The sequence below is a fragment of the Nonomuraea polychroma genome, assembly GCF_004011505.1.
Classification (GTDB): Bacteria; Actinomycetota; Actinomycetes; order Streptosporangiales; family Streptosporangiaceae; genus Nonomuraea; species Nonomuraea polychroma.
Genome location: NZ_SAUN01000001.1, coordinates 9,786,345 through 9,808,757 on the forward strand (window position 1 = coordinate 9,786,345; position 22,413 = coordinate 9,808,757).

At 69.8% G+C, this 22,413-nt stretch carries 26 protein-coding genes; 14 read left to right on the plus strand and 12 right to left on the minus strand.

Going from position 1 to position 22,413, the window contains the following annotated elements; translation table 11 throughout:
• Positions 1–117: 117 nt before the first annotated feature.
• From EDD27_RS55000 to EDD27_RS45245, 3 genes are read left to right on the plus strand one after another with little or no spacing between them, the layout of a single operon-like run.
• Positions 118–261: a hypothetical protein gene (locus tag EDD27_RS55000; protein ID WP_164904075.1), complete on the plus strand. Its 144-nt coding sequence runs from the start codon at positions 118–120 to the stop codon at positions 259–261.
• 10 nt (positions 262–271) lie between these two features.
• Positions 272–1,015, plus strand: coding sequence for an MBL fold metallo-hydrolase (locus tag EDD27_RS45240; protein WP_241564598.1), 744 nt, complete (start codon positions 272–274; stop codon positions 1,013–1,015).
• Positions 1,016–1,044: 29 nt separating this feature from the next.
• Positions 1,045–1,518 carry an NUDIX domain-containing protein gene (locus EDD27_RS45245; RefSeq protein ID WP_241564599.1) on the plus strand — a complete coding sequence of 158 codons (474 nt, stop codon included), beginning with the start codon at positions 1,045–1,047 and terminating at the stop codon, positions 1,516–1,518.
• Here EDD27_RS45245 and EDD27_RS45250 read toward each other — a convergent pair.
• Positions 1,483–3,384 carry a sensor histidine kinase gene (locus EDD27_RS45250; protein WP_127938452.1) on the minus strand — a complete coding sequence of 634 codons (1,902 nt, stop codon included), beginning with the start codon at positions 3,382–3,384 and terminating at the stop codon, positions 1,483–1,485. The genes EDD27_RS45245 and EDD27_RS45250 overlap by 36 nt on opposite strands.
• Before the next feature lie 62 nt (positions 3,385–3,446).
• Here EDD27_RS45250 and EDD27_RS45255 point away from each other — a divergent pair, with 62 nt between their 5' ends.
• Positions 3,447–3,866, plus strand: coding sequence for a hypothetical protein (locus EDD27_RS45255; protein WP_241564600.1), 420 nt, complete (start codon positions 3,447–3,449; stop codon positions 3,864–3,866).
• Here the strand turns inward: EDD27_RS45255 and EDD27_RS45260 are convergent, their stop codons facing one another.
• The gene (locus EDD27_RS45260) at positions 3,867–4,217 is read right to left on the minus strand and encodes a hypothetical protein (RefSeq protein WP_127938453.1); all 351 of its coding nucleotides are present in this window, start codon (positions 4,215–4,217) and stop codon (positions 3,867–3,869) included. It lies immediately after the preceding gene.
• A 103-nt stretch (positions 4,218–4,320) separates the two neighbouring features.
• Here EDD27_RS45260 and EDD27_RS45265 point away from each other — a divergent pair, with 103 nt between their 5' ends.
• Complete coding sequence (locus tag EDD27_RS45265) at positions 4,321–4,848, plus strand: DUF6886 family protein (RefSeq protein WP_127938456.1); 528 nt, start codon at positions 4,321–4,323, stop codon at positions 4,846–4,848.
• On the opposite strand, the gene EDD27_RS45270 is transcribed toward EDD27_RS45265, so the two are convergent.
• Genes EDD27_RS45270 through xylA form a run of 7 tightly spaced genes read right to left on the minus strand, consistent with a single transcriptional unit; the run spans position 4,814 to position 11,787 of the window.
• On the minus strand, positions 4,814–5,797 hold the full coding sequence (locus EDD27_RS45270; protein WP_127938458.1) for a ketopantoate reductase family protein: 984 nt from the start codon (positions 5,795–5,797) through the stop codon (positions 4,814–4,816). The genes EDD27_RS45265 and EDD27_RS45270 overlap by 35 nt on opposite strands.
• A 19-nt stretch (positions 5,798–5,816) precedes the next feature.
• Positions 5,817–6,545 carry a glycosyltransferase family 2 protein gene (locus EDD27_RS45275; RefSeq protein ID WP_127938461.1) on the minus strand — a complete coding sequence of 243 codons (729 nt, stop codon included), beginning with the start codon at positions 6,543–6,545 and terminating at the stop codon, positions 5,817–5,819.
• A gap of 60 nt (positions 6,546–6,605) precedes the next feature.
• Positions 6,606–7,148, minus strand: a complete 543-nt coding sequence (locus tag EDD27_RS45280; RefSeq protein ID WP_127938464.1) for an AAA family ATPase — start codon at positions 7,146–7,148, stop codon at positions 6,606–6,608.
• Entirely contained in the window at positions 7,145–8,746 is a 1,602-nt protein-coding gene (gene lysS, locus EDD27_RS45285) for a lysine--tRNA ligase (RefSeq protein ID WP_127938467.1), read from the minus strand. The genes EDD27_RS45280 and lysS overlap by 4 nt, the downstream gene beginning before the upstream one ends.
• 49 nt (positions 8,747–8,795) lie before the next feature.
• Positions 8,796–9,899 (minus strand): Gfo/Idh/MocA family protein, encoded by a 1,104-nt coding sequence (locus EDD27_RS45290; protein ID WP_127938470.1) that lies wholly within the window; start codon positions 9,897–9,899, stop codon positions 8,796–8,798.
• Positions 9,896–10,639 (minus strand): sugar phosphate isomerase/epimerase family protein, encoded by a 744-nt coding sequence (locus EDD27_RS45295; RefSeq protein ID WP_127938473.1) that lies wholly within the window; start codon positions 10,637–10,639, stop codon positions 9,896–9,898. The genes EDD27_RS45290 and EDD27_RS45295 overlap by 4 nt, the downstream gene beginning before the upstream one ends.
• Positions 10,636–11,787 carry a xylose isomerase gene (gene xylA, locus EDD27_RS45300; RefSeq protein WP_127938475.1) on the minus strand — a complete coding sequence of 384 codons (1,152 nt, stop codon included), beginning with the start codon at positions 11,785–11,787 and terminating at the stop codon, positions 10,636–10,638. The genes EDD27_RS45295 and xylA overlap by 4 nt, the downstream gene beginning before the upstream one ends.
• An 89-nt stretch (positions 11,788–11,876) precedes the next feature.
• Between xylA and EDD27_RS45305 the strand changes: the two genes are divergently transcribed.
• The 3 genes from EDD27_RS45305 (at position 11,877) to EDD27_RS45315 (ending at position 13,943) form a co-directional block, all read left to right on the plus strand.
• Positions 11,877–12,989 (plus strand): ROK family transcriptional regulator, encoded by a 1,113-nt coding sequence (locus EDD27_RS45305; protein WP_127938477.1) that lies wholly within the window; start codon positions 11,877–11,879, stop codon positions 12,987–12,989.
• Positions 12,990–12,998: 9 nt separating this feature from the next.
• Positions 12,999–13,439: a GNAT family N-acetyltransferase gene (locus EDD27_RS45310; RefSeq protein WP_127938479.1), complete on the plus strand. Its 441-nt coding sequence runs from the start codon at positions 12,999–13,001 to the stop codon at positions 13,437–13,439.
• A gap of 237 nt (positions 13,440–13,676) precedes the next feature.
• Positions 13,677–13,943, plus strand: coding sequence for a hypothetical protein (locus EDD27_RS45315; RefSeq protein ID WP_127938481.1), 267 nt, complete (start codon positions 13,677–13,679; stop codon positions 13,941–13,943).
• Positions 13,944–14,337: 394 nt separating this feature from the next.
• Here EDD27_RS45315 and EDD27_RS45320 read toward each other — a convergent pair whose 3' ends face one another.
• Positions 14,338–14,745 (minus strand): hypothetical protein, encoded by a 408-nt coding sequence (locus EDD27_RS45320; RefSeq protein ID WP_127938483.1) that lies wholly within the window; start codon positions 14,743–14,745, stop codon positions 14,338–14,340.
• 473 nt (positions 14,746–15,218) lie between these two features.
• On the minus strand, positions 15,219–15,734 hold the full coding sequence (locus EDD27_RS45325) for a DinB family protein (protein ID WP_127938486.1): 516 nt from the start codon (positions 15,732–15,734) through the stop codon (positions 15,219–15,221).
• A 177-nt stretch (positions 15,735–15,911) separates the two neighbouring features.
• Between EDD27_RS45325 and EDD27_RS45330 the strand changes: the two genes are divergently transcribed.
• On the plus strand, positions 15,912–16,547 hold the full coding sequence (locus EDD27_RS45330; protein ID WP_127938489.1) for a hemerythrin domain-containing protein: 636 nt from the start codon (positions 15,912–15,914) through the stop codon (positions 16,545–16,547).
• A 108-nt stretch (positions 16,548–16,655) separates the two neighbouring features.
• On the opposite strand, the gene EDD27_RS56070 is transcribed toward EDD27_RS45330, so the two are convergent.
• On the minus strand, positions 16,656–18,341 hold the full coding sequence (locus tag EDD27_RS56070) for a PQQ-dependent sugar dehydrogenase (RefSeq protein ID WP_206641946.1): 1,686 nt from the start codon (positions 18,339–18,341) through the stop codon (positions 16,656–16,658).
• Positions 18,342–18,542: 201 nt separating this feature from the next.
• On the opposite strand from EDD27_RS56070, the gene EDD27_RS55005 reads away from it, so the two are divergent.
• The 5 genes from EDD27_RS55005 to EDD27_RS45360 all read left to right on the plus strand — a co-directional run bounded on the left by EDD27_RS55005 (position 18,543) and on the right by EDD27_RS45360 (position 22,365).
• Positions 18,543–18,704, plus strand: coding sequence for a hypothetical protein (locus EDD27_RS55005; protein WP_164904076.1), 162 nt, complete (start codon positions 18,543–18,545; stop codon positions 18,702–18,704).
• 141 nt (positions 18,705–18,845) lie between these two features.
• Entirely contained in the window at positions 18,846–19,763 is a 918-nt protein-coding gene (locus tag EDD27_RS45345; RefSeq protein WP_127938491.1) for an ABC transporter ATP-binding protein, read from the plus strand.
• A gap of 12 nt (positions 19,764–19,775) precedes the next feature.
• Positions 19,776–20,480: an ABC transporter permease gene (locus EDD27_RS45350; protein WP_206641947.1), complete on the plus strand. Its 705-nt coding sequence runs from the start codon at positions 19,776–19,778 to the stop codon at positions 20,478–20,480.
• Positions 20,481–20,492: 12 nt separating this feature from the next.
• Positions 20,493–21,737: a sensor histidine kinase gene (locus EDD27_RS45355; protein WP_241564601.1), complete on the plus strand. Its 1,245-nt coding sequence runs from the start codon at positions 20,493–20,495 to the stop codon at positions 21,735–21,737.
• Complete coding sequence (locus EDD27_RS45360; protein WP_127938493.1) at positions 21,730–22,365, plus strand: response regulator; 636 nt, start codon at positions 21,730–21,732, stop codon at positions 22,363–22,365. Before EDD27_RS45355 ends, EDD27_RS45360 begins: the two co-directional genes overlap by 8 nt.
• Positions 22,366–22,413: the final 48 nt, after the last annotated feature.

The following is a 22,413-nucleotide window of genomic DNA, read 5'->3' on the forward strand; positions in this document are numbered from 1 at the left end:
TATCGAAGGGCACAGAGTCCTCATCAGCGCAGCGTCATCGTGTCAAGTGACATGCAGGACCCCTGCAACTCGGTGAGGGTTCCATAGGAACGACAGAAACTCCTGGGGGAGCGCATCATGAAGACCGTCAACCACTGCCCGCAGTGCCACCACGAGCTCGACGAGGGCCCGATCGTGTACCGGTGCGCGAACTGCCGCCGCGCCGTCTACGCCGCCGACCTCGAGAACGAGTACGTTCCGCGCCAGCCCGTCGCCGCCTAGTCTTGGGCGCGTGCCGCATCAACCGATAACCGTGTCCGGCGTCGAAGTGACACCGCTCTGCGACGCCGTGGGCCCGATGGGGGCGGCGATCCGCCGCCCGCTCGCCGAGATGTTCCCCGGTTCGGGGCTCCCGGACGAGCCGTGGGTCCTGCACTTCCACTGCTATCTGCTGCGTTCGGCGGCGGGCCGCCTCACCCTGGTCGACACCGGCATCGGCGGCGCGAACTCCCCGGCCTCCAGCTGGGCGCCGGTCCCTGGAACGCTGGCCGGCGAGCTGGCCGCGGCCGGCGTCGCGCCCGCTGACATCGACACCGTCGTCCTCACCCACCTGCACAGCGACCACGCCAGCGGCGTGGTGACCGACGACGGCAGGCCGGCGTTCGAGAACGCGCGCCACGTGGTCCAGCAGGCCGAGCTGGACGCCGCGGCGGGGCCCGTGCTCGACCGGCTGCTCACCCCGATCAAGGGGCAGCTGCACGTCGTCGAGGGCCAGGCCGAGGTCATGCCGGGGGTTCATGTGCATCTTGCGCCCGGGCACACGCCAGGCCATCAGATCGCCCGGGTCGGGGACGTGGCCATGACGGGCGACCTCGTCCTCCATCCCGTTCAGCTCGACGATCCCAGCGTGCGTTACCTCTACGACGACGACCAGGAGGCGGCCGCGCGTACCCGCGCCGAGGTGCTCGACGCCCTCAGGGCCGAGCGGGCGATTCTCGCCACCGCCCACTTCAGCGAGCCCTTCCTGCGCCTTTGAGCACGTCCAGGTCTGCCATAGTGCTTGGTGTGAACGATTTCTGGGCCACGGTCAACCGGGTGATCGCAGGGGCGGCGGCGTACATCACCGACGAGAAAGGGCGGGTCCTGCTGGTCGACCCGAACTACCGCGAGCACTGGAACTTCCCCGGCGGCATCGTCGACGCCGGCGAGCATCCCGCGCAGGCGTGCGCCAGGGAAGTGGCCGAGGAGGTCGGGCTCGAGGTGGAGGTCGGCAGGCTGCTGACCGTGCACTGGGGGGAGCTGCCGCACATCCCGTATCCGCTGGTCAACTTCCTGTTCGACTGCGGCGAGATCGCCTCTGACACGCCCATCACGCTGCAGGCCGAGGAACTGGACGACTACGGGTTCTTCACGGTCGAGGAGGCCGAGCGGCTGCTGGCCGGCCACGCCTACCAACGGCTGATGGCCGCGGCGGCCGCCCGGGAGTCCGGTGGGATGAGCTACCTAACGACCGCTCAGGACGGGCTGGTCGGCCAGTAGCGAGGCGGGCAGGGCCACCATCGCGGTCAGGCCACCGTACGGCGAGGGCGTCAGGGTGACCTTGATGCCGTGTCTGGCCGCCAGCCTGCTGACGACGAACAAGCCGAGCCGGTCGCTCTGCGCCAGGTCGAACTCCGGCGTCGTCGTCAGCCGGTCGTTCAGTTCGTCGAGCTCGACGCGCGGCAGGCCGAGCCCCCGGTCCTCGACCTCGACGACCAGTCCGTGCGGGGTCCCCGTGCTGTGCACGTCCACCTTGGTCTGGGGCGGCGAGAACAGCGTGGCGTTCTCGATCAGCTCGGCCATCAGGTGGGCCACGTCGGTGACCGCCGAACCCAGGAGCGCGACCGGCGGCGTCTGGAGCACCTCGACCCGCTCGTACTCCTCCACCTCGGCCACCGCGGCGCGCAGGACGTCGTGGACCGGCACCGGATTGCGCCAGCCGCGCCCCGGGGCCTGGTCGGACAGGATGATGAGGCTCTCGGCGTGCCGGCGCATGCGGGTCGTGAGGTGGTCCAGCTTGAACAGGTCCGCCAGCAGCTCCGGCTGCTCAGTCGCCCGCTCCATGCTGTCGAGCTGGAGCAGCTGCCGGTGCAGCAGCGACTGGTTGCGCTTGGCCAGGTTGACGAAGACCTGGCTGACGCCGTGCCGCAGCCTGGCCTGGTCGACCGCGGCCTCCACGGCCGTGGACTGCACGCGGTTGAAGGCCTCGACGATGTCGTCCACCTCGGCGCTGTGCGTTTTGACCTCCAGCGGCGCGATCTCGGCGGGCGTGGGCGCGGCCGTGTTCGTCCGCAGCCGCTTGACCAGTCCGGGCAGCCGTACCTCGGCCAGCTCGGTGGCGGCGTCGCGGAGCCCGGCCAGCTCACGCACCAGGCGCTTGCGGAAGCGCAGCGAGAGCATGATCGAGGCGATGACGGCGACGAGACCCACGCCGCCCGCCACGCCGATCTTGACCAGCATGCCGATGGCCGTCGGTGTGACGCGCTGCGTGATGCCGGTCACGGCCGCCGCCTGGTCGCGCTCGACCTCCCGCCACAGGTTCTCGCCGTCCACGGGCCAGGTGGCGGCCGTCGCGGGCAGGCCGTTCGCGGCCGCCTGGCCTCGGATGGCGTCCTCAGCCTTCAGGAACTCCTGGTAGACGGGCGAGGCGGCCAGCGTCTCGTACGGCCCGCGCAGGCCGGTGTCCAGGTACGAGAGCCCTTGCGAGAACAGCAGCCGCCTCGTCGCGACCATCCCCGTGAACGCCTCCCGATCCCTGCGCTCCACCCGGCCTTTGGCCAGGACCACGGCGATCATCGCCCGTTCCCTGGACAGCAGCTCTTTGGCTTCGCCCAGCGTGGTGATGGCCTTCGCCTGCCGGTAGAGCGCCATGTCGGGCACCAGCACCATGGCGTCGTACATGCGGAAGGACGCGTCCACGACCTGGCTGTAGCCGTCGATCACGTCGAGCGGCGCGACGGCCGTGCCGTCCACGTCCTTGCGGATCTGCGTGAGGTGGTCGAGCTTGCCGTTCAGCGCGTTGAGCTGCGCGGTCATCTCGGGCGACAGGTCGCGTACGTTCTTGACCCGATCGCGGAACGTCGCCACCGTCCGGTCGGTGTGGCCGCGCCGCTTGGCGAGCACGTCCGCGCCCCGCCCGCTGACCAGGAACTCCACCGAGGCCAGCCGCTCGTCCTGCAGCGCGATGTTGATCTGCTCGGACGGCTTGGCCAGGTTCGTGGCCAAATCGTTGATCGAGAGCAGGCGGATGCCGTCGCCGCCGGTCAGACCTGCCGCGAACGCCCACAACCCGACGAGGGACAGCAGCGGGACGAGCAGCAGGACGAGGAGCTTCACAGCAATGGGGCGGCCACGCTTGGGGGGCATGCGACCTCCGGGTGCATGATGAGATCGCCTCGCAGATTACACCCCCCTTTGGAAGGATTTCTGTGCGTCTTCCGCGTTCTTTCTCCGGCTGGACCATCGCGGTCTTCGGCTTCCTCGCCTTCGCCCTCGGCCTGCTGGGGCTGATCTCGCCCGGCACGCAGCTGGCCATGATGGGTTTCGAGGTGCTCGACGTGCGTCCGGCCGGTGACTACACGGCGGTCTTCATGGCCGCCGCGTCGATGGCGGCGGTGAACATGGGCGTCTACTACATGTTCGCGGCGTCGGCGGACTACACGCCGTTCTTCCGATGGACCGTGCCGTTCAGGCTCGTGACGTTCACCGTCTTCACCACCCTGGTGGTGACCGGGACGGCGCCGTCCGGCTTCTTCGGCGTCGGGCTCTGGGAGGGGCTTGGGGCGGTGATCACCGGGTTCGCGCTCTGGCGCGAGGGCAAGCTGTTGCCCTCGCGCCAGACAGCGTGATCAGGGATTCTCGGGGCTTCGCGCCACGAGACGGTCGCCGGTCGTGTGCTCGCGCTCCAGCTTCCGTTCCAGATCGCGCTTCTCGTCCTCCAGCCGGGCCACCCGGTCGGTGGCCTCGGCTCTTGCGCTGCGCAGCCGGCGGCGCTGCCTGGCCGTCCGGCGTGAGCCCGTGCCCAGCATCCAGAGGCCCAGCGCCAGCACGGCCATGGTGACCGCCCCCGCCAGGAACATCTCCAGGTGGTTGAGCTCGAAGGTGTATCCGAACAGGATGTACCTGGAACTCTCCTCGGTGAGGACCAGGGCCACGGCGGCGCCGGCGAGCAGAACCAGGAGCAGACCCAGCAGAATCATCCAACTCACCCCTTGTCGTCAGAGCGCGGTTCACCTTCCCCTATGGCGCCGGGGTATGCGCGATCCCCGATGGCGACGGGGTTTTTGGGCGATGATGATGTTCATGAGACCCGCGCCCGGCCAAGTGCTGCACTTCTCCGAGGACCCGACGATCGAGCGGTTCCTGCCGCACGTGGCGCCGACGAGCACGCAGAGCGAGCCGTACGTGTGGGCGGTCGGCCACGACCGCTGCCCCGACTACTGGTTTCCGCGTGCCTGCCCGCGGGCGATGGCCTGGGTGGGGCCGCGCACCACCGAGGAGGACAAGGTGCGGATCATCGGGCCGGGCTGCGGTGAGCGGGTGCACGCGATCGAATACGGCTGGCTCGACGCCCTCAGGGACGTCGAGCTGTACGCCTACCGCCTGCCTGCCGACGACTTCGCGCCCATCGGCGACCCGCCGCACGCGATGGTCTCGAAGGTGCCTGTCGAGCCGCTGGCTCCGCCCGAGCGGGTCGGCGACCTGTTCGCGTTGCACGAGGAGGCGGGGATCCAGTTGCGGGTGCTGCCCAAGCTGTGGCCGTTCTGGCACGAGGTGACCGAGAGCACGCTGGAGTTCAGCGGGATTCGGCTGCGCAACGCTCGTCGATGAGCCCGACCAGTGTCTCCAGCGGCATCGAGGCGGGCGGGAGCTTCTCGCGGGCGTGCCGGTTCGCCTCGCGCCGCAGCACTTCGTTGACCGGGGTGGGGACGCCGTGCAGGCGGCCCTGCAGGACGATCTCACCGTTGAGGTAGTCGGCCTCGATGGAGCCGCTGGCCCTGGCCAGGCTCTGCCAGGACGAGCCGCCGCCACGGTCGACACCCTCGATGGGGCGCACGTCCACCTGGTGGCCGCGTACCTCGCGTTCCTCCTCTGGGGTGGAGTACGCGATGCCGGCCTTGTCCAGCACATCCATGGCCTCGGCCCGGGCCCGGTCCACGACCGCAGCCCTACCATCTACGGGGCCGTCGGGGTGGCCGACGAGGGCCTCCACGGCGTTGGCGAGGTTGCCGAGCAGCTTTCCGTGCTTCCAGCGCATCACGTCGGGAACAGTGCGGGCCACGAGGCCTCGCTTGCCGAGGTCGGTGACGATCCGCGTGGCGAGGTCGTCCACACCGTGTGGATAGTGTCCGACGTGCAGCATGCCCGAGTAGGGATAGGCGTGGGCGGCCACCACGCCGGGCTCGAGGTGCTGGGCGGGCAGCCACACGCACATGCCGTAAACGCGCGAAAACCGCCGCAGGACCATGCGCTCGTTGTCGACGCCGTTCTGGGCGCACACCACGGGCAGGTCGGTCGGCCAGTCGGCCAGCGCGGCGATCGTGTCCTGGGACTTGGTGGCCAGGATCAGCACGTCATCGTCACGGGCGGGCACGGGGCCGTCGGCGGCGGGGATGTCGAGGGTCTCGGTGGTCTCAGGGGTGATCAGGCGCAGGCCGTCGCTCTTCAGCGCCTCGTAGTGCGCGCCTCTCGCGATGAGGAGAACGTCGTGCCCGCCTTGGTGCAGGCGGGCACCTATGGTTCCGCCAACGGCTCCTGCTCCGATCACTATGTAGCGCATTGTCAGAGGATGGCATCCCTCATTTCGCCAGCGCCACTTGGGTCTGCGTCGTCACGGCGGTGCCGCGCGCGCGTTCCCGCAGGATCGTCTTGAGCACGCGCCAGCCATCGCGCACGGCGTTCAGGTTGCTCACGCCGTGGATGCGGGAGCGCTCGTGGCTGGGGACCTCGCAGATGACGAGCCCGGCCTGGGCGGCGCGGACGTTCATCAGCGTCTCGATTTCGAAACCGTCGCAATCGAGGTCAAGGGTCTCCAGGTGGCGCGCCCAGAAGGCGTTGTAGCCGTAGCAGAGGTCGGTGTAGCGGGTGCCGTAGAGCAGGTTGGTCACCCCGGTGAGGACCTTGTTGCCGAGCGAGCGCCACGGGCTGAGGTCGTCGGAGCCGCCGCCGGGCGCGTACCTGGAGCCCTTGGCGAAGTCGGCGCCGGCGAGCAGCGTGTCGACGAAGGAGCGGATCTCGCGGCCGTCGGTCGAGCCGTCGGCGTCGATCATCACGATGATGTCGCCCCGGGCGGCCTGGAAGCCCTCGATGAGGGCGTTGCCCTTGCCGCGCCGGGTCTGCACGACCACTCGCAGGTCGGGGCGGAGCCTCCGCGCCACGGCGATGGTGTCGTCGGTCGAGTTGCCGTCGACCAGGATCACCTCGTCGATCCAGTCGGGCAGCGTGGCGAAGACATGGGGAAGGTTCTCGGCTTCGTTCATCGCGGGAACGATGACACTGACGCTGGCGGCGGAAAGCTGGTTGTTCATGGAACCAAGGTGCTCCTGCACACATGCAGCCGACTTGACACTGTCTTGCATTGGTCCTTTCTATTGAAGATCGTCGTCGACTCGCGCTTCGCCGATCCTTGAAAGGATCTCCTCCACGGTCTCCTCCGGCCTCTGCCGTGAGGTGTCCAGCCACAGGCCCATGCGCGGGGTTTCGCGGCGAAGCACCTGGTCGAGCAGGGTCACCGTCCAGCCGCCGCCGTAGCCGTCCTTGGTCCGGGCCCGCTCCCGAGCCTCCACCGACGCCGGGTCCGGGGCGAGCACGACCACGTGCAACGGGCGGGTTCGGATGAGCTTCGTGAAGCGCTCCAAATCCGCCCCAAGAATGACGTCCTGGACGATCGGCGTGAACCCGGCTTCGAAGTACAGATCCGCAGTGGTCGCCGCGATCCGGTAACGGAGCTGGAGCTGGCGCACCGCCTCGTCGGTGGGCTCGGGCGTCATGTCGGCGCGGCCGGAGACGACCATGCGCCGGAAGGTGTCGCCGCGCACGTGGGCGGCGCGGGGCAGCCGCTCGGCCAAGGCCTCGGCCACGGTGGACTTGCCCGCGGCCGAGATCCCGGTGATGAGCACGGCGCCGTTCACGCGCCGACGAGTTTCCTGACCCGGTCGGCCCCCACGGCGAGCAGGAGCGTGGGGAGCCGCGGGCCTGTGTCGCGGCCGACCAGCAGCCTGTAGAGCAGGGCGAAGAAGGCCCGTTGCGCGGTCTTGAGCTCGGGGGTCGGCTCGGCGTCGGCAGGCAGGCCCACCTGGAGCTTCGGCACGCCGTACACGAGCGTGGTCAGCCCGTCGAGCGACCAGTCGTCGAGGCCGTCGGCCAGCAGCCGCAGTGACTCCCGCTCGCTCGCGCCGAGCGAGTCGAGCAGCTCCTCGTCCGGCGTCTCCCGCACGCGGGTGCGCTGGTCGGCGGCCAGGTGGGCGTCGACCCACCGCTGTGCCCGGTCCAGGCGGGGGCGGGCCGCGTCGAGGTCGCCGATGCCATCGAGGTCGCGCAGGATGCGCAGGGTCTGCTCCGTGTGGCCGGTCGTGATGTCCACGATGGAGGCCAGCGTCCGGTACGGGACGGGGCGGGGGGTGACGGGCAGCGGGCCCTCGGCCGTGTGCACCGCGCGGTCGTACGCGGCCAGTTCGGCGGGCTGGGCCTGGCCCGCGGCCACCTTGCGGCCCAGGGCGTCCCACTCGTCGTAGAGCCGGTGGATCTCCTGGTCGAAGGCGATCTTGAAGGACTGGGCCGGCTTGCGGCGGGCGTACAACCAGCGCAGCACGGGCGCCTCCATGATCTCCAGGGCGTCGGCAGGGGTCGGCACGTCGCCCTTGGAACTGCTCATCTTGGCCATGCCGGTGATCCCGACGAACGCGTACATGGGGCCGATCGGTTGCTGCCCGCCGAACACGTCGGACACGATCTTGCCGCCGACGGTCCACGCCGAGCCCGGGGAGTGATGGTCGACGCCGGACGGCTCGAAGATCACGCCCTCGTACGCCCACCGCATCGGCCAGTCGACCTTCCATACCAGCTTGCCGCGGTCGTGCTCGGCCAGCCGCACGGTCTCGCCGAAGCCGCACTCGCAGGTGTAGGCCAGCTCGGTGGTCGCGTCGTCGTACGCCGTGACGGTCGTGAGGTCGCGCCCGCACAGGTCGCAGTACGGCTTGTACGGGAAGTAGTCCTCCACCTGCTTCGACCGGTGCCGCGACAACACGGCGTCGATCGCGGCCCGCTCGCGCACCGCCAGCAGGATCTGCTCCCGGTAGACCCCGGAGGTGTATTGCTCGGTCTGGCTGATCATCCGGCACCGCACGCCCAGCTCGGCCATGGCCTCGATCATGGGCGCCTTGAAGTGCTCGGCCCAGTTGGCGTGCGTGCTGCCCGGCGGGGCGGGCACCGAGGTCAGCGGCTTGCCGATGTGCTCGGCCCACGACGGGTCGATGCCCGCGGGCACCCGGCGGAACCGGTCGTAGTCGTCCCAGGACAGCAGGTGCGTGCATGCCACCCCGCGCCGCCTGATCTCGTCGGCGACAAGGTGCGGCGTCATGATCTCACGCAGGTTGCCGAGATGGATCGGGCCGGACGGGCTCAGGCCCGAGGCGCAGACGATGGGGGCGCCAGGCGCGCGTTTCTCCGCCTCGGAGATCACCTGGTCCGCGAACCTGGACACCCAATCGTTCTCGCCACTCGTAGCCATCGGGCCATTGTCGCGGGTCCCGGCGGCTCAGGCCAACGAAACCCGCGGATCAGGACAGTGTGGCCGCGTACGGGTCCCATCCGGCCGGGAGCGGCTCCGGTGTGGTCAGCGTCGAGTTGATCGGCCGGAACTCCGAGCGCTCGCCGGAGTCCGCGATGGCGACCATGAGCTCCAGCACGTGATAGGCGAGGTCGCCGGACGCACGATGGGGCGTGCCGGCGCGGATCGACCTGGCCATGTCCAGGACGCCGATGCCGCGCCCCGCCGTCGTGCCGGACAACGGCAGCTCGCGCCAGTCCGTGTCGTGCAGGCCGCGGGCCAGCAGCGGACCTTCGAAGGTGTTCGGGTCGGGGAGCGACAGCGCGCCCTCGGTGCCGATGATCTCGATCACTCTGCGATTGACGGCCGAGTCGAAGCTGAACGTGGCCGCCGCCGTGGCCGTGCCCGGGAAGTCGAGCAGGGCGTTGACGTGGGTCGGCACGTCCACCGGGAAGATCTTCCCGGCCTTCGGCCCGGAGCCCACGACCCGCTGGTCATGGGCCCTGCGGCTGTCCGCCGCCACCCGGGCGACGGGGCCGAGCAGGGACACCAGGGCGGTCAGGTAGTAGGGGCCGAGGTCGAAGAGCGGGCCGCCGCCCGGCTGGTAGAAGAACTCGGGGTTGGGATGCCAGGATTCCGGCCCGAGGCTCTGCGTGGCCGCCGTGACGGCGACCGGCTCGCCGATGAGGCCCGAGCGCAGGGCGTGCAGGGTGGACTGGAGCCCGGCGCCGAGGAACGTGTCGGGGGCGCCGCCGACCCGCAGGCCGAGGTTGGCGGCCTCGGCCGTGATCTTCGTCCCGTCGTCGGTGTTCATGGCGAAGGGCTTCTCGCCGTACACGTGCTTGCCGGCGGCCAGCGACTCCAGCGCGACGGCCGCGTGCGCGGACGGGATGGTGAGGTTGACGACGATCTCGACCTCGGGCACGGCGAGCACCGTCCCGAGGTGGCCCGACACGGGGACGTCGTACTCCCGCGCGACCTCGGCGGCACGCTCGGCGTCGATGTCCGCGACGCCGAGCACGCGCACGTCGGGGAAGGCAGTGAGGTTGCGGAGGTACTGGCCACTGATGTTTCCGGCGCCGACCAGGGCGACGCCGACGGGGCCATGACTCAAGAGCTCTCCAAAGAGGTGAGGTAGGCGTGGCTGTCCGCGAGAGCGGTGAAGAGGTCGGTCGCGCACTCGTCGAGCTCGACGATGCGCCAGGCGTCGGGGGCGGCGGCGAGGATGCCGGGCACGGGCATGACGCCCTGGCCCACCGCGACGTGCGGCTCGCCCTTGACCACCGGCCCGTCCTTGACGTGCAGCGCGAGCGTGCGGTCGGCGAGGCGGCCGAGCAGTGCGGGCACGTCCGCGCCGCCCACGGCCGCCCAGTAGGTGTCGATCTCCAAGAAGACCTCGGGGGCGAGCAGATCGGCCAGCACCTCGATGGCACGCCGGCCCTCGACCCGCGGCTCGATCTCCCACCAGTGGTTGTGGTAGCCGATCCGCATCCCGTGTCCCGCCGCCTGCTCGGCCAGGCCGTTCAGCAGGTCGGCGGTGCGCTGGAGGCCGTCGCGCGTGGTGAACTCCTCCTCCGCGATGCCGCCGGGGAGGATCACCAGGTCGGTGCCGATCGTGGCGATCGCGTCGAAGACCGCCGCGGGCTCCTCGCTGAGCAGCGCGTACGCGTGCGTGCTCGACACGCTGAGCCCCAGGTCGTCGGCCACCTGACGGAAGCCCTTGGGGTCGGCCATCGGGTCGTAGGGCTCCACGGCCCGGTAGCCGATCTCCGCGATGCGCCGTAACACGGCGTCGCGGTCGGCGGCCATCGCGTCCCTGACCGTGTAGAGCTGAACGCTGATGGGTTTGCTCATCCGCGTACCCCCATGAGGTGCTCGAGCGCGAGCTGGTTGAGCCGGGTGAAGTGGAAGCCGCGCGCGGCCGCCGCCTCGACGTCGAAGTCGTCCTTGGCCAGGTCCTGCCAGGTCTCGCCCGCGGCCAAGGTCGGCTGGGCCAGCTCGTCCACGCGCGAGGCGCGGATGGCCTCCTGGACCTCGGGGTCCCGGCGGAACTTGGCGGCCTTGTCCTTGAGGATCAGGTAGGTGCGCATGTTCGCCGCGGCCGAGACCCACACGTCCTCGGGGTCATCGGTACGCAGCGGCTTGTAGTCGAAGACGAGCGGGCCGTCGTAACCGTGGGTCTCCAGCAGGTCCACCAGGAAGAACGCGCTCTTCAGATCGCCGTGTCCGAAGATCAGGTCCTGGTCGTACTTCGGGCCGTGCTGGCCGTTGAGGTCGATGTGGAAGAGCTTGCCGCGCCACAGGGCCTGCGCGATGCCGTGCACGAAGTTGAGCCCGGCCATCTGCTCGTGGCCGACCTCGGGGTTGACGCCGACCATCTCGGGGTGCTCCAGCTCGTTGATCAGGGCCAGGGCGTGGCCGATCGTGGGCAGGAGGATGTCGCCGCGGGGCTCGTTCGGCTTGGGCTCGACGGCGAAGCGGATGTCGTAGCCCTTGTCGATGACGTACTGGCACAGGAGGTCCAGGGCCTCCTTGTAGCGGTCCATCGCGGCCTTGACGTCCTTGGCGGCGTCGGACTCGGCGCCCTCGCGCCCGCCCCAGCACACGTACGTCTTCGCGCCCAGCGAGGCGGCCAGGTCGAGGTTGCGCATGACCTTGCGCAGGGCGTAGCGGCGCACGTCGCGGTCATTGCTGGTGAAGGCGCCGTCCTTGAACACCGGGTGGGTGAACAGGTTCGTGGTGGCCGCGGGGACCTTCATGCCAGTCTCGTCCAGGGCCTTCCTGAAGGCGGCGATGGCCTTGTCCCTGTCGGGCTCGACGGCGAGCAGGTCGTCGTCGTGGAAGCTGACGCCGTGGGCGCCCAGCTCGGCCAGGCGGTGCACGGTCTCCACCGGGTCGAGGGCGGGGCGGGAGGCGTCGCCGAACGGGTCGCGGGCCTGCCAGCCCACGGTCCACAGGCCGAACGTGAAGCGGTCGTCGGGGGTCGGGGCGAATGCGGTCATTTTCCTGCGCTCCTGAATATTAGTCCATAATCTGTATTAATCCTGAGGAGGTGGACGGGGTGTCGTCAAGAGGTGTCCGGCATGATTCCATGCGTGCCCGTAATCTGGCCGTAGTACTCGACGCCATTCACCGGACAGGACCTCACACCCGGGCCGCGCTGGCCGAGCTGACCGGGTTGACCAAGACCACCGTGTCGAGCCTGGTCGCCGACCTGCTGGAGGCGGGGGTGGTGACCGAGAGCGGCGCGGTCCGCGGCGGCGAGCGCGGCCGGCCCGGCGTGGCGGTGAGCCTGAGCGGCCACCGGGTGGCCACGCTGGGGCTGGAGATCAACATCGACTATCTGGCCGCCTGCGTCGTCGACCTCACCCGCACGGTACGGCTGCGCCGCACCCGGCCGGCCGACAACCGCAACTCCAACCCGGCCGACATCCTCTCGCGCCTCCGGGACCTCGTGAAGGAGACCACAGCCGAGGCCGAGGCGGCCGGGCTGCGGACCATCGGCGCCGCCCTGGCCGTGCCGGGAACCGTGGAGGGCGGGGTGTTGCGCAGCGCGCCGCATCTCGGGTGGCGGGACGTGCGTGTGGAGGACGTGATCGACCTGCCGCTGGCGATCGACAACGAGGCCAACCTGGCGGCGCTGGGCGAGTTGTGGTTCGGCTCCCGCACCCCGGACTTCCTCTACGTGTCCGGCGAGATCGGCATCGGCGCCGGCGTCGTCGTCGGCGGCACGGTGTTCCGCGGCACGTTCGGGCTGGCCGGCGAGCTCGGCCACGTCGTCGTCGTGCCCGACGGCCCCGCGTGCCGCTGCGGCGGGCGGGGCTGCCTGGAGGTGTACGCCGGCCAGGACGCCCTGCTCGGCCCGCTGGAGTCGGTGGCTGCGCTGGTGGCTCGGCTGGAGTCGGGCGACGCGCGGGCGCTGGAGGCCTGCGAGCGTGCCGGGCACGCGCTCGGCGTGGCGCTCACCTCGGCGGTGCACCTGCTGGACCCGGGCCGTATCGTGCTCGGCGGGATCTTCGCACGGCTCTTCCCCTGGCTCGAAGGCCCGGTGGCGGACGGGCTCGAGACCCGCCTCGGACAGATGCGCGGCACGCCGCCCGCCCTGATGGTCTCGGGAACCGGCGCGGACGCGGCGGTGCTGGGGGCGGCCGGGCTGATCATCCAGCGCATCCTCGCCGACCCTGCCGAGGTGCTCGGCCTCTAGCATGTCGCCATGCTGGTCATCGAGGAGCGCACCGCCGAGGACGACGAGCTTGCCGCGTTGCTGGACGCCGCGTTCGAGGAGTTGGTGGTCCGCTACGGCCGCGAGGGCCGCTCACAGGTGCAGGCCGGCGCCAGGTATCTGGTGGCGTCCGTGGACGGCCGGGCCGTCGGGTGCGGCGCCGTCCAGCCCGTGGACGCCCGCACCGGGGAGGTCAAGCGGATGTATGTGGTCCCCGGCAGCCGTGGCCAGGGCATCGCCAAGGCGCTGCTGTCGGCGTTGGAGGACCTGGCCTGCGAGCTGGGTTACCGGCGGTTGCGCCTGGCCACCGGTGTTCGGCAACCCGAGGCCATCGCGCTGTACGAGCGGTGCGCGTACACGCTCACCGAGCCGTACGGCAAGTATGTGGACGCGCCGCTGACCCGCTGCTACCAGAAGGCGCTGGCTCAGTAGCAACCCTTCTCATTCCCATGCTCTTGTGACCTGCAACGATGTCTTTATCGTTGCTCTGACCCGGGAAAACAGCGCTCACTGGCGTTGGGTCACGTTCGCCATGGTCGACCGTGCGACGGCCCACAGACGGCCCACGCGGCATCATGACGGTTTCGGGGGCCGACCGCCCTTCCGCGAGCGCCGCTCGGCGAGCTCGGCGTCCCCCTGGGCGAGCGCGCGCAGGTCTTGTTCGTCGCCGTGCTGCTCGATGTCGGCCCGGATGAGGGCGAGCAGGTGCGCGGCCCGGTTAACCCTATGAGCACCCTGGCCCGCCCGGCCACCACCCCGGCCGCCACCCTCACCGCGATGGCCGCGGGCTGCCCGGCGTGGTGCCAGGAGCACGCCCACAGCTACCCGATGGACGTCGAGCACGAGTCCGCCGTGCACCCGGAGGAAGCCCTGCAGGTCGCCTACGGGCTCATCAACAAGGCCATGGCCGCCCGCGCCTCGGGCGGATCCCGATAGCAGAACGGCCCCGGCCCGGTGATTCCACCACCGGGCCGGGGCCTCGATCCATCCTCTCTGCCCTTAACTGGAGGACGAATCATGTCCAACACCGTACCGCCTGCCCATCCCGCCGACTGCCAGATGGGCGTGGTGCGAGGCCGACCACGCCCATCAGCCCGAGCCCGAGCACTGGCAGACGATCGCCGACCCGGCCACCGAAGCGCTCGCCGAACTGCTCGACCTGCTCGACGCCGACACGCTCCCCGACGGCCTGCGCCGCACCGTGGCCGGCCCGCACCAGCGCCGAAAGAGGACCCGGTGGGAACCGCCGGCGGGTGTGCTCGCTTCCTGACCTGTAACACCCTCCCCCAACCCCCGCCCGGGCGCCACGAGGGTGCCACGCGAGTGTGGCTCAGTCGGCCAGTTGCTTGCGGAGCGCCTCGGACTCTGGCGTCGGATCCGGCCGACGCACCCTGACAATGTGGTGCCCGAAGAAGCAGGCCCGCTTCGTCATGGTTAGGTGCTTGGAGTCGAGGGAGAGACCCATCTGGATCAGCATGGCCCGCCACGCGACGTCATTGAGGCCCAGAGTCTCCTTGGTGAGCTTCCGCACCAGGACGGCACCGACCGTCCGGAACTCGACCGGTTCGTCGTTCTCGTCGAGGTAGGGCTGCATGCCCTTGTCGAACAGCTCGGCGACCTGCCACCACACGCCCGGGTCGCCTGGTTCTCGGTACAGCGGATTAATGGGGTCATCTTCGTACATCTCGACTTCATCGCCGAGACGTAGATCCGCTGCGGGGATCCGAAACTCTGACATGCAAGTCACCGTCTGAGCATGTCACTGTGAGTGGAAGGCCTAATCACGCTGGGCGAGGAGGACGCAGCGAATGATTCCCGGTTGCGGTAATTGCGACTGCAATGACGTGATGTACGAGGGGACGCCGTCGCACTGGACGCAGGTTCATGCCGAGTGACAGCTGACGGGTGAGCTCAAGACCTCCGCCCGGAATCTGGAGGGTTTACCGGGCGGGGGTGTCGTTCTAGGACCCCGGCGCGACGAAGGCCTCCCCCGTCTCCCACGAGCACTGGGAGAAGAAGCTGTGCGAAGGGGGGATCGTCCGGGAGGAGGACATCCCAGCCGCCGCGGTGAATGCCGGTCGGCGGAGATGCGGCCGGCGGGCGTCGCCCATGTCGCTGGACAACTGGATCGCCAAGACCCGGGCCGACGGCCCAGAGACGGCCCAGGGGAGCGTCACGTGAGCGTTTCAGCAGCTCTTCTGTGGTGCCTGCTCAGTAGTAACCCTTCCCGCCGTCCAGCAGCTCCCTGATGATGTCGGCGTGGCCGGCGTGCCTGGCGGTCTCCTCGACCATGTGGATGATCATCCAGCGCAGGGTGGCGCCCGCCGAGGTGAAGTCGGGGTGTTTGCCCACGTCGTCCAGCGAGTGCGTGGCGACGATCTCGTTGGAGACGGTGCACTGGCGCTCGTACTCGTCGAGGAGCCGGGCCAGCGGGACACCCTCGACCTTCATGTCGGCGTCCTCGACGGTCTCGTCGAACTGCGGGTTGTCGGACTGGCCGCGGCCCAGGAACAGGACCTCGAACCAGCAGTGCTCGGTCCAGCGCATGTGGGAGACCAGGCCCGCCATCGTCATGAGCGGCGAGTCGGGCAGGACCGGGCGGTGGGCGTCCTCCTCCGACAGGCCTTCGCATTTCCACTGGATGATGGCGCGTTGCACGTCGAGCCAGCCGATGAGCTGGGTCCGCTCGTCGGCTACGAGAGGAGGGCGTACGCGTGGGATGGTCATGAGGCCGGACGGTACTTCAGTGATGGCGGCGTCCGCACCGCGTTTTCCGCGGCTCAGGCGCCGGCCCCGGGCGCGGGCGGCATATGTCGACTCCCATCGCAACCCAAGTGGGTGCCAAGAGAGGACCAAGTGCGGGGGCGCACGCTGGGTTCCCTGACGAAGAAGAGGAGCATCACAATGGCGCCCAACCTGCTCGGACTCCGCCTCACGCATCGCGCCATGCGCGGTGACACGCGCCGCCTGGCCAGGTTGATGGACCAGCTCGCGGGCGGTGACGAGCGGGCCGACGCGGCCCGGCTCAATGCGATCGCCGCGTTCGCCACCAAGCTGTGCGACGGCATCCACCACCATCACCAGGCCGAGGACTACGTGCTGTGGCCGGTCATCGTGCGCTCGGCGGGCGCCGAGGTGGACCTGAGCGACCTGAGCGACGACCACGCCAAGCTCGACCCGCTCCTTGAGGAGATCACCTGGTACGCGACCCGGCTCGGCAAGCTCCCGGTGGCCGCCAAACGTATGGCCGTGGCCCTCGGCACCCTCGCCGACCTGCTGGACGAGCACATCGAGCAGGAGGAACGGCTGCTCTTCCCGATCATCGCCACCTACGTGTCCGAGCCGGACTGGAACACGGTCGAGAACGAAGTAAGCAAGGGCGGCGACCTCGGCTTCGACCTGCCGCGGATCGGCCAGTACGCCCGCCCCGACGAGCTGGCCGAGCTCCGCAGGGCGGCGGGGCCCGCGCTGGCGCTCTTGCTCACCCTGCTGGGCCGCGGGCACCGGCGCCGCCAGCAGCTGATCTTCGGTGCGGCGTGACGCCCTACTGGCGGCGGGCACCCGCCACTGATGAGTCACCCGCACATATTTGGACAAATCCGGCGCCCTGGCCATGGGCCCCGGGTCCCGATGACTCCTGGGACCCGGTCAGGGACTCGTGCACTGGTAGCCGGAGGGCACCTGTGTGTTCCCGTTGGGGCGAGTGGCCTGGAAGCCGAACGTGGTGCTCTGGCTCGCCGCGATCGTGCCGTTGTGCCCGGCGTTCCTGGCCGTGACGGTCTGCCCGCTCACGGACAACGTGGCGTTCCACGAGCCGGTGATGGTGTGGCCGGCAGGCAGGGTGAACGTCACCGTCCAGCCGTTGATCGTGGAGGTCCCGGTGTTGGTGACCGTGACGGGCTGGATCACGTAGCCCGTGCCCCATTGGGACTGGGTGGCCGGCGTCGCCGTGCATCCGCCGGTGGTGGTGCCGCCCGTGGTGGTGACCGTGACCGTGTTGGAGACGGGGGAGAGGTTGCCTGCCGCGTCGCGGGCACGGACCTGGTAGCGGTAGGTGGTGTTCGCGGCCAGCCCCGTGTCGGTGAACGACGTGGTCGCCGACGTGCCGGTCTGGGCGAACGTGCCGCCGGTCGCGCCGGTCGCGCGCAGGATGTCGTAGCCGGTCACGCCGACGTTGTCGGTCGAGGCGGTCCACGCCAGGGTGGTGCCGGTGGCGGTCGTCCCGGACGCGGCGAGGTTGCCCGGGATGGTCGGCGCGGTGGTGTCGGTTCCGCTCGTGGCCGGCGGGATGCGGATGATGCGGTCGTCCTGGGCCACCGGAGTGCCGCGGCCGTCGCGGTTGCTGGTCGCCACCCAGAGCCAGCCGTCCGGTCCGACCGCGACCGCGCGCAGCCGCCCGTAGGCGGACTGGAGCTCGGCCAGCGGGGTGCCCGCCCCGCCGCTGCTGGTCAGCGGCACCGTCCACAGCCGCTGGCCACGCAGCGCCGCCGCGAAGAGCGTGTTGTTGGCGTACGCCAGCCCGCTCGGCGACGCCTCGGCCGTCGTCCAGGTGACGATCGGGTTGCGGAAGGACGAGTTGCCGCAGGAGCCCTCGCACGTGGGCCAGCCGTAGTTGCCGCCGGCGACGATCTGGTTGATCTCGTCCCAGGTGTTCTGGCCGAACTCGGTGGCGTACATCCTGCCTTGGGAGTCCCAGGCCAGCCCTTGCACGTTGCGGTGGCCGTAGCTCCAGACGCGGGAGCCGGAGAACGGGTTGCCCGACGGGATCCCGCCGGTGGGCGTCATGCGCAGGATCTTCCCCGCGGGGCTGTTGAGGTTTTGGGCGTTGGCGGTGTTGCCGGCGTCGCCGGTCGCCACGTACAGCATGCCGTCCGGGCCGAAGGCGATGCGGCCGCCGTCGTGGATGGCGGCGCTCGGGACCCCGGAGAGGATCACGGTCTGCGTCTGCGGGGCGCTCAGCTGGAGCCTGACCAGGCGGTTGTCGCCGCTGGTGCTGGTGAAGTACGCGTACACCCAGCCGTCCTGGGCGTAGGAGGGCGACACGGCGATGCCGAGCAGGCCGCTCTCACCGGAGGCGCTCACCCCGTTGATCGTGGCGACCGGGGTGGGCGTCTGGCCGGGCCGTACCTGGAGGATCCGGCCGGTGTTCCGCTCGGAGACCAGCGCGCTGCCGTCCGGCAGGAAGGCGAGCCCCCACGGAATCTGCAGGCCCGTGACCGAGACCTCCGCCCGGGAGAAGTCGAAGCCGCCCACCACCTGGGCGCGTGCCTCGGGAACGTTGATGAACAGCGCGAGCAGCGCCAAGATCAGGGCCGGAACGACACGGGCACGCATGACGGACTCCTTGACCGGATCGCCGTGTGCGGATGTCAGCACCGTAGGCACGCGGATGGCCCGAACTCAATCATCGTGCCTTGCGTGATTCGGTGATCTGCGACGACGGCTGAAACTTTCAACGACGAGGGATAGCCGTTCTGTCATGAGCCGGGACGGCGTCGAGTGCGCTCTGGGACATTCACGGCATGCGGACCATGGATGGTGGTCAACGGGCGGACCGAGCTGGTCGGCGCGGTCTGGGCGGAGGTCCGCGGGACGGTCATGACGGGAACGACCGGTGATCGCCTGGGAGGACGGCACGGCGACCTGTCCGACGGCGACTGGCAGTTGATGCTTTTCCACTGTCCTTTGCCCCGCTGACGCGTGCCGCCCCGCACGCGGCTCACCTATCAGAAAGGTCTGCCATCCACCATTCGGTGGATTTTCCGATCAACCACATCCGCCGCGAATCCCGGCCGAGCGGGCGATCCCCATCGTGAGCTGGAAAATCATGATTGATCCATGGCAGTCATCGACGTCACCGACCTCACCAAGAGGTACGCGGGCCACACCGTACTGAACGGCATCTCGTTCTCCGTCGAGGAAGGCGAGATCTTCGGCCTCCTCGGCCCTAACGGCACCGGCAAGACCACCACCGTGGAATGTGTGGAGGGCTTGCGGCGCGCCGACAGCGGTTCGATCCGGGTGCTCGGCCTCGACCCGGTCAGGGACGGCCGCCAGCTGCGCGAGCGCATCGGGGTGCAGCTCCAGCACACCCAGCTGCCCGAGAACATCAAGGTCTGGGAGGCCCTCGACCTGTACGCCTCGTTCTACGCCAAGCCGCGGGACTGGCGCGAGCTGCTGGAGGAGTGGGGCCTGGCCGACAAACGCAACGCCCGCTTCGGCAAGCTGTCGGGCGGCCAGAAGCAGCGGCTGTTCATCGCGCTCGCCCTGGTGGGCAGCCCGCGGGTGGCGTTCCTCGACGAGCTCACCACCGGGCTCGACCCGCAGGCCCGCCGTGCCACCTGGGAGCTGATCAAGAAGGTACGGGCGTCCGGCGTGACCGTGGTCCTGGTCAGCCACTTCATGGACGAGGTGGAGGAGCTCTGCGACCGCGTCGCGGTCTTCGACCGGGGCCGCATCGCGGCGACCGGCACCCCGCAGGAGCTGATCGACGCGATCGACGCCGAGCACCGGATGCGGTTCACGCTGATGGCCGGGGACACCAGCGACCCGGCCGCCCTGCTGCGAGACCTGCCCGGCGTGTCGAGCGTGACCCGCGACGGCAACCAGGTGACCGTCACCGGCCGGGGCGACTTCGCCACCGCCGTCACCTCGGCCCTGGCCCGCAACCTCATCCCGGTCGCCGACCTGCGCATCGACAAGCGCACGCTCGACGACGCGTTCCTCGCCCTGACCGGCCGCTCGTTCCACCTCTGAGGAGATCCCGGCATGACCGTCATCGCCAAGCTCACCACTGTCGAGCTCAAGCTGCTGGCACGCGAGCCCGGCTCGATCTTCACGATCCTCATCCCGCTGTTCATCCTGGTCGTCTTCGGCAGCTCGATCTCTCCGGGAGACACGGTGCTCCTGCCGATGACGCTGGCGATCGCCGTGGGCCTCGTGGGCCTCTACCAGTTGCCGACCACTCTGGCCACGTACCGGGAACGGGGTATTCTGCGTCGCCTCTCCACCACTCCGGTACGCCCGGGGAGCATGCTGGTGGTGCAGCTCATCCTCCAACTCGTCCTCGCGTTGACCGCCTGTGCCCTGCTGCTCGCCGTCGCTGGCACCGTCCTGAGCGCGCACGTGCCCACTCAGGTGGCGCCGTTCGCCGCCGTTTTCCTCATGGGCACGGCCGCGATGTTCGCCATCGGCCTGTTGATCGCTGCTCTGGCGGCGAACGGGCGCACGGCCAACGGGGTGGGCGTGATGTTGTACTTCCCGATGGCGTACCTGGCCGGTTTGATCCAGCCCGTCGATCAGATGCCCGTTATCCTGGCGCGTATCGGTGAATTCACCCCCTTGGGCGCTTTTCGGCGGACTCTTCAGGACGTCTGGGCGGGTGTGTCGCCTGACCTCCTGCTGCTGGGTGTCATGGCCGCGTACGCGGTGCTCATCAGCCTCGCCGCAGCCAAGTTCTTCCGCTGGGAGTGAAGGGTGCCGACGGTGGCGGACACGCGCCTGGACCGATGGGAGCCGCTCCTCGAGCGCCTCATGGCCGCTGTCCCGTACTTGCTGCTGGCGATCTCCACGGCGCTCTCCTGGCTCACCGACGACCGCCCGTGGACGTACCATCTGGTCACGCTCGGCCTGGCCGCGCTGGCCGCGGCCTGGATCCGGGTGATGATCCCCCGCCACCCGGCCGTCTACGTCGCCGGCCTGGTGATCCTGATCGCGGTGTTGTGCACGCGGGGGATATGGTTCGCCGGCTTCTTCTCCTTCACCGGCTACCTCCACTCGTGGCAGCTGCTGAACGGGAAGTGGAGGTTCGCCGGGGTGGCGGCCACGGCGGCCATCAGCATCACGACCTACAACGGCGGGCTGCCCGAGCCCACCCCGGCCGGGATCCTCACCCACGTGCTGTTCACGGCCGCGATCGTGGCCGTGGTCAGCCTGTTCAGCTTCTTCGGCGAGGTCACGGCCGAGCGCAGCACCGAGCGTAAGAAAATGGTGGCGCGGCTGGAGGAGGCGATGCGGGAGAACGCCGGCCTGCACGCGCAGCTCCTCGTCCAGGCCCGCGAGGCAGGCGTGCTGGACGAGCGCCAGCGCATGGCGGGGGAGATCCACGACACTCTCGCCCAGGGCCTGACCGGCATCATCACCCAGCTCCAGGCAGCCGTGCGAGCCGAGGCCGATCCCTCTGCCTGGCGGCGGCACATCGACAACGCCGTGCAACTGGCCCGCGAGAGCCTCGCCGAGGCCCGCAGGTCCGTGCACGCCGTGGGACCCGGGCCGCTGGAGGCCGCCCCGCTGCCCGACGCGCTCGCGGAGATCGCCACTGGGTGGTCGGAGTTGAACGGCGTACGTGTGGAAGTCACCACTACCGGCACCGTCCGCGCCCTCCATCCGGAGGTGGAGGCCAGCCTGCTCCGCATCGCGCAGGAGGCCCTCGCCAACATCGCCAAGCACGCAGGGGCGTCGCGCGTCGGGGTCACGCTGTCGTACATGGAAGATGTGATCACCCTGGACGTACGCGACGACGGAGCCGGCTTCGATCCGGCGCGGGCTCTGGACGGCGGCGGCTTCGGCCTGGCGTCGATGCGTAAGCGGGTCACCCGCCTTGCCGGACGATTCGAGATCGAATCCGAGCCGGGCGCGGGCACGGCGATCTCCGCTGCCATCCCCGCCATACTCAAGGAGCCCTCCGAGGAGCGCTCGAAGGAGACATTCAAGGAGACCCCGAGTGCCTGAGGCCCCCATCCGGCTGCTGATCGCCGACGATCACCCCATTGTCCGTGACGGCCTGCGCGGCATGTTCGCCGGCGATCCCGGCTTCGAGGTGCTGGCCGAGGCCGGCGACGGCGCCCAAGCAGTCGAGCTCGCGCGGGCGCTGGACCCCGACGTGATCCTCATGGACCTGCGTATGCCGAGGATGGACGGGGTGAGCGCCATCAGGGAGCTGGCCAGGCTGGGCCTCAGGGCACGCGTGCTCGTCTTGACCACGTACGACACCGACAGCGACGTGCTGCCCGCGATCGAGGCCGGCGCCACGGGCTACCTGCTCAAGGACGTCCTCCGCGACGAACTCGTGCGCGCGGTGGCCGCGGCGGCGCGCGGTGAGGCCGCGCTCGCCCCGTCGGTCGCCACCCGTCTGCTCGGCCAGGTGCGCACCCCCGTCGACCCGCTGAGCGCGCGGGAGCTGGAGATCCTCAACCTGATCGCTCAGGGCACCACCAACCGCGAGGCGGCCGCGCGCCTGTTCATCAGCGAGGCCACGGTCAAGACGCATGTGCTGCACATCTACGCCAAGCTCGGCGTCAACGACCGCGCGGCAGCGGTCGCCGTCGCCTTCCAACGCGGCCTGCTGCCCTTGGAGTAGGGGCCCGCGCTTCCATTCCATCCGGTTATAGATGCAGGTATTGGACGC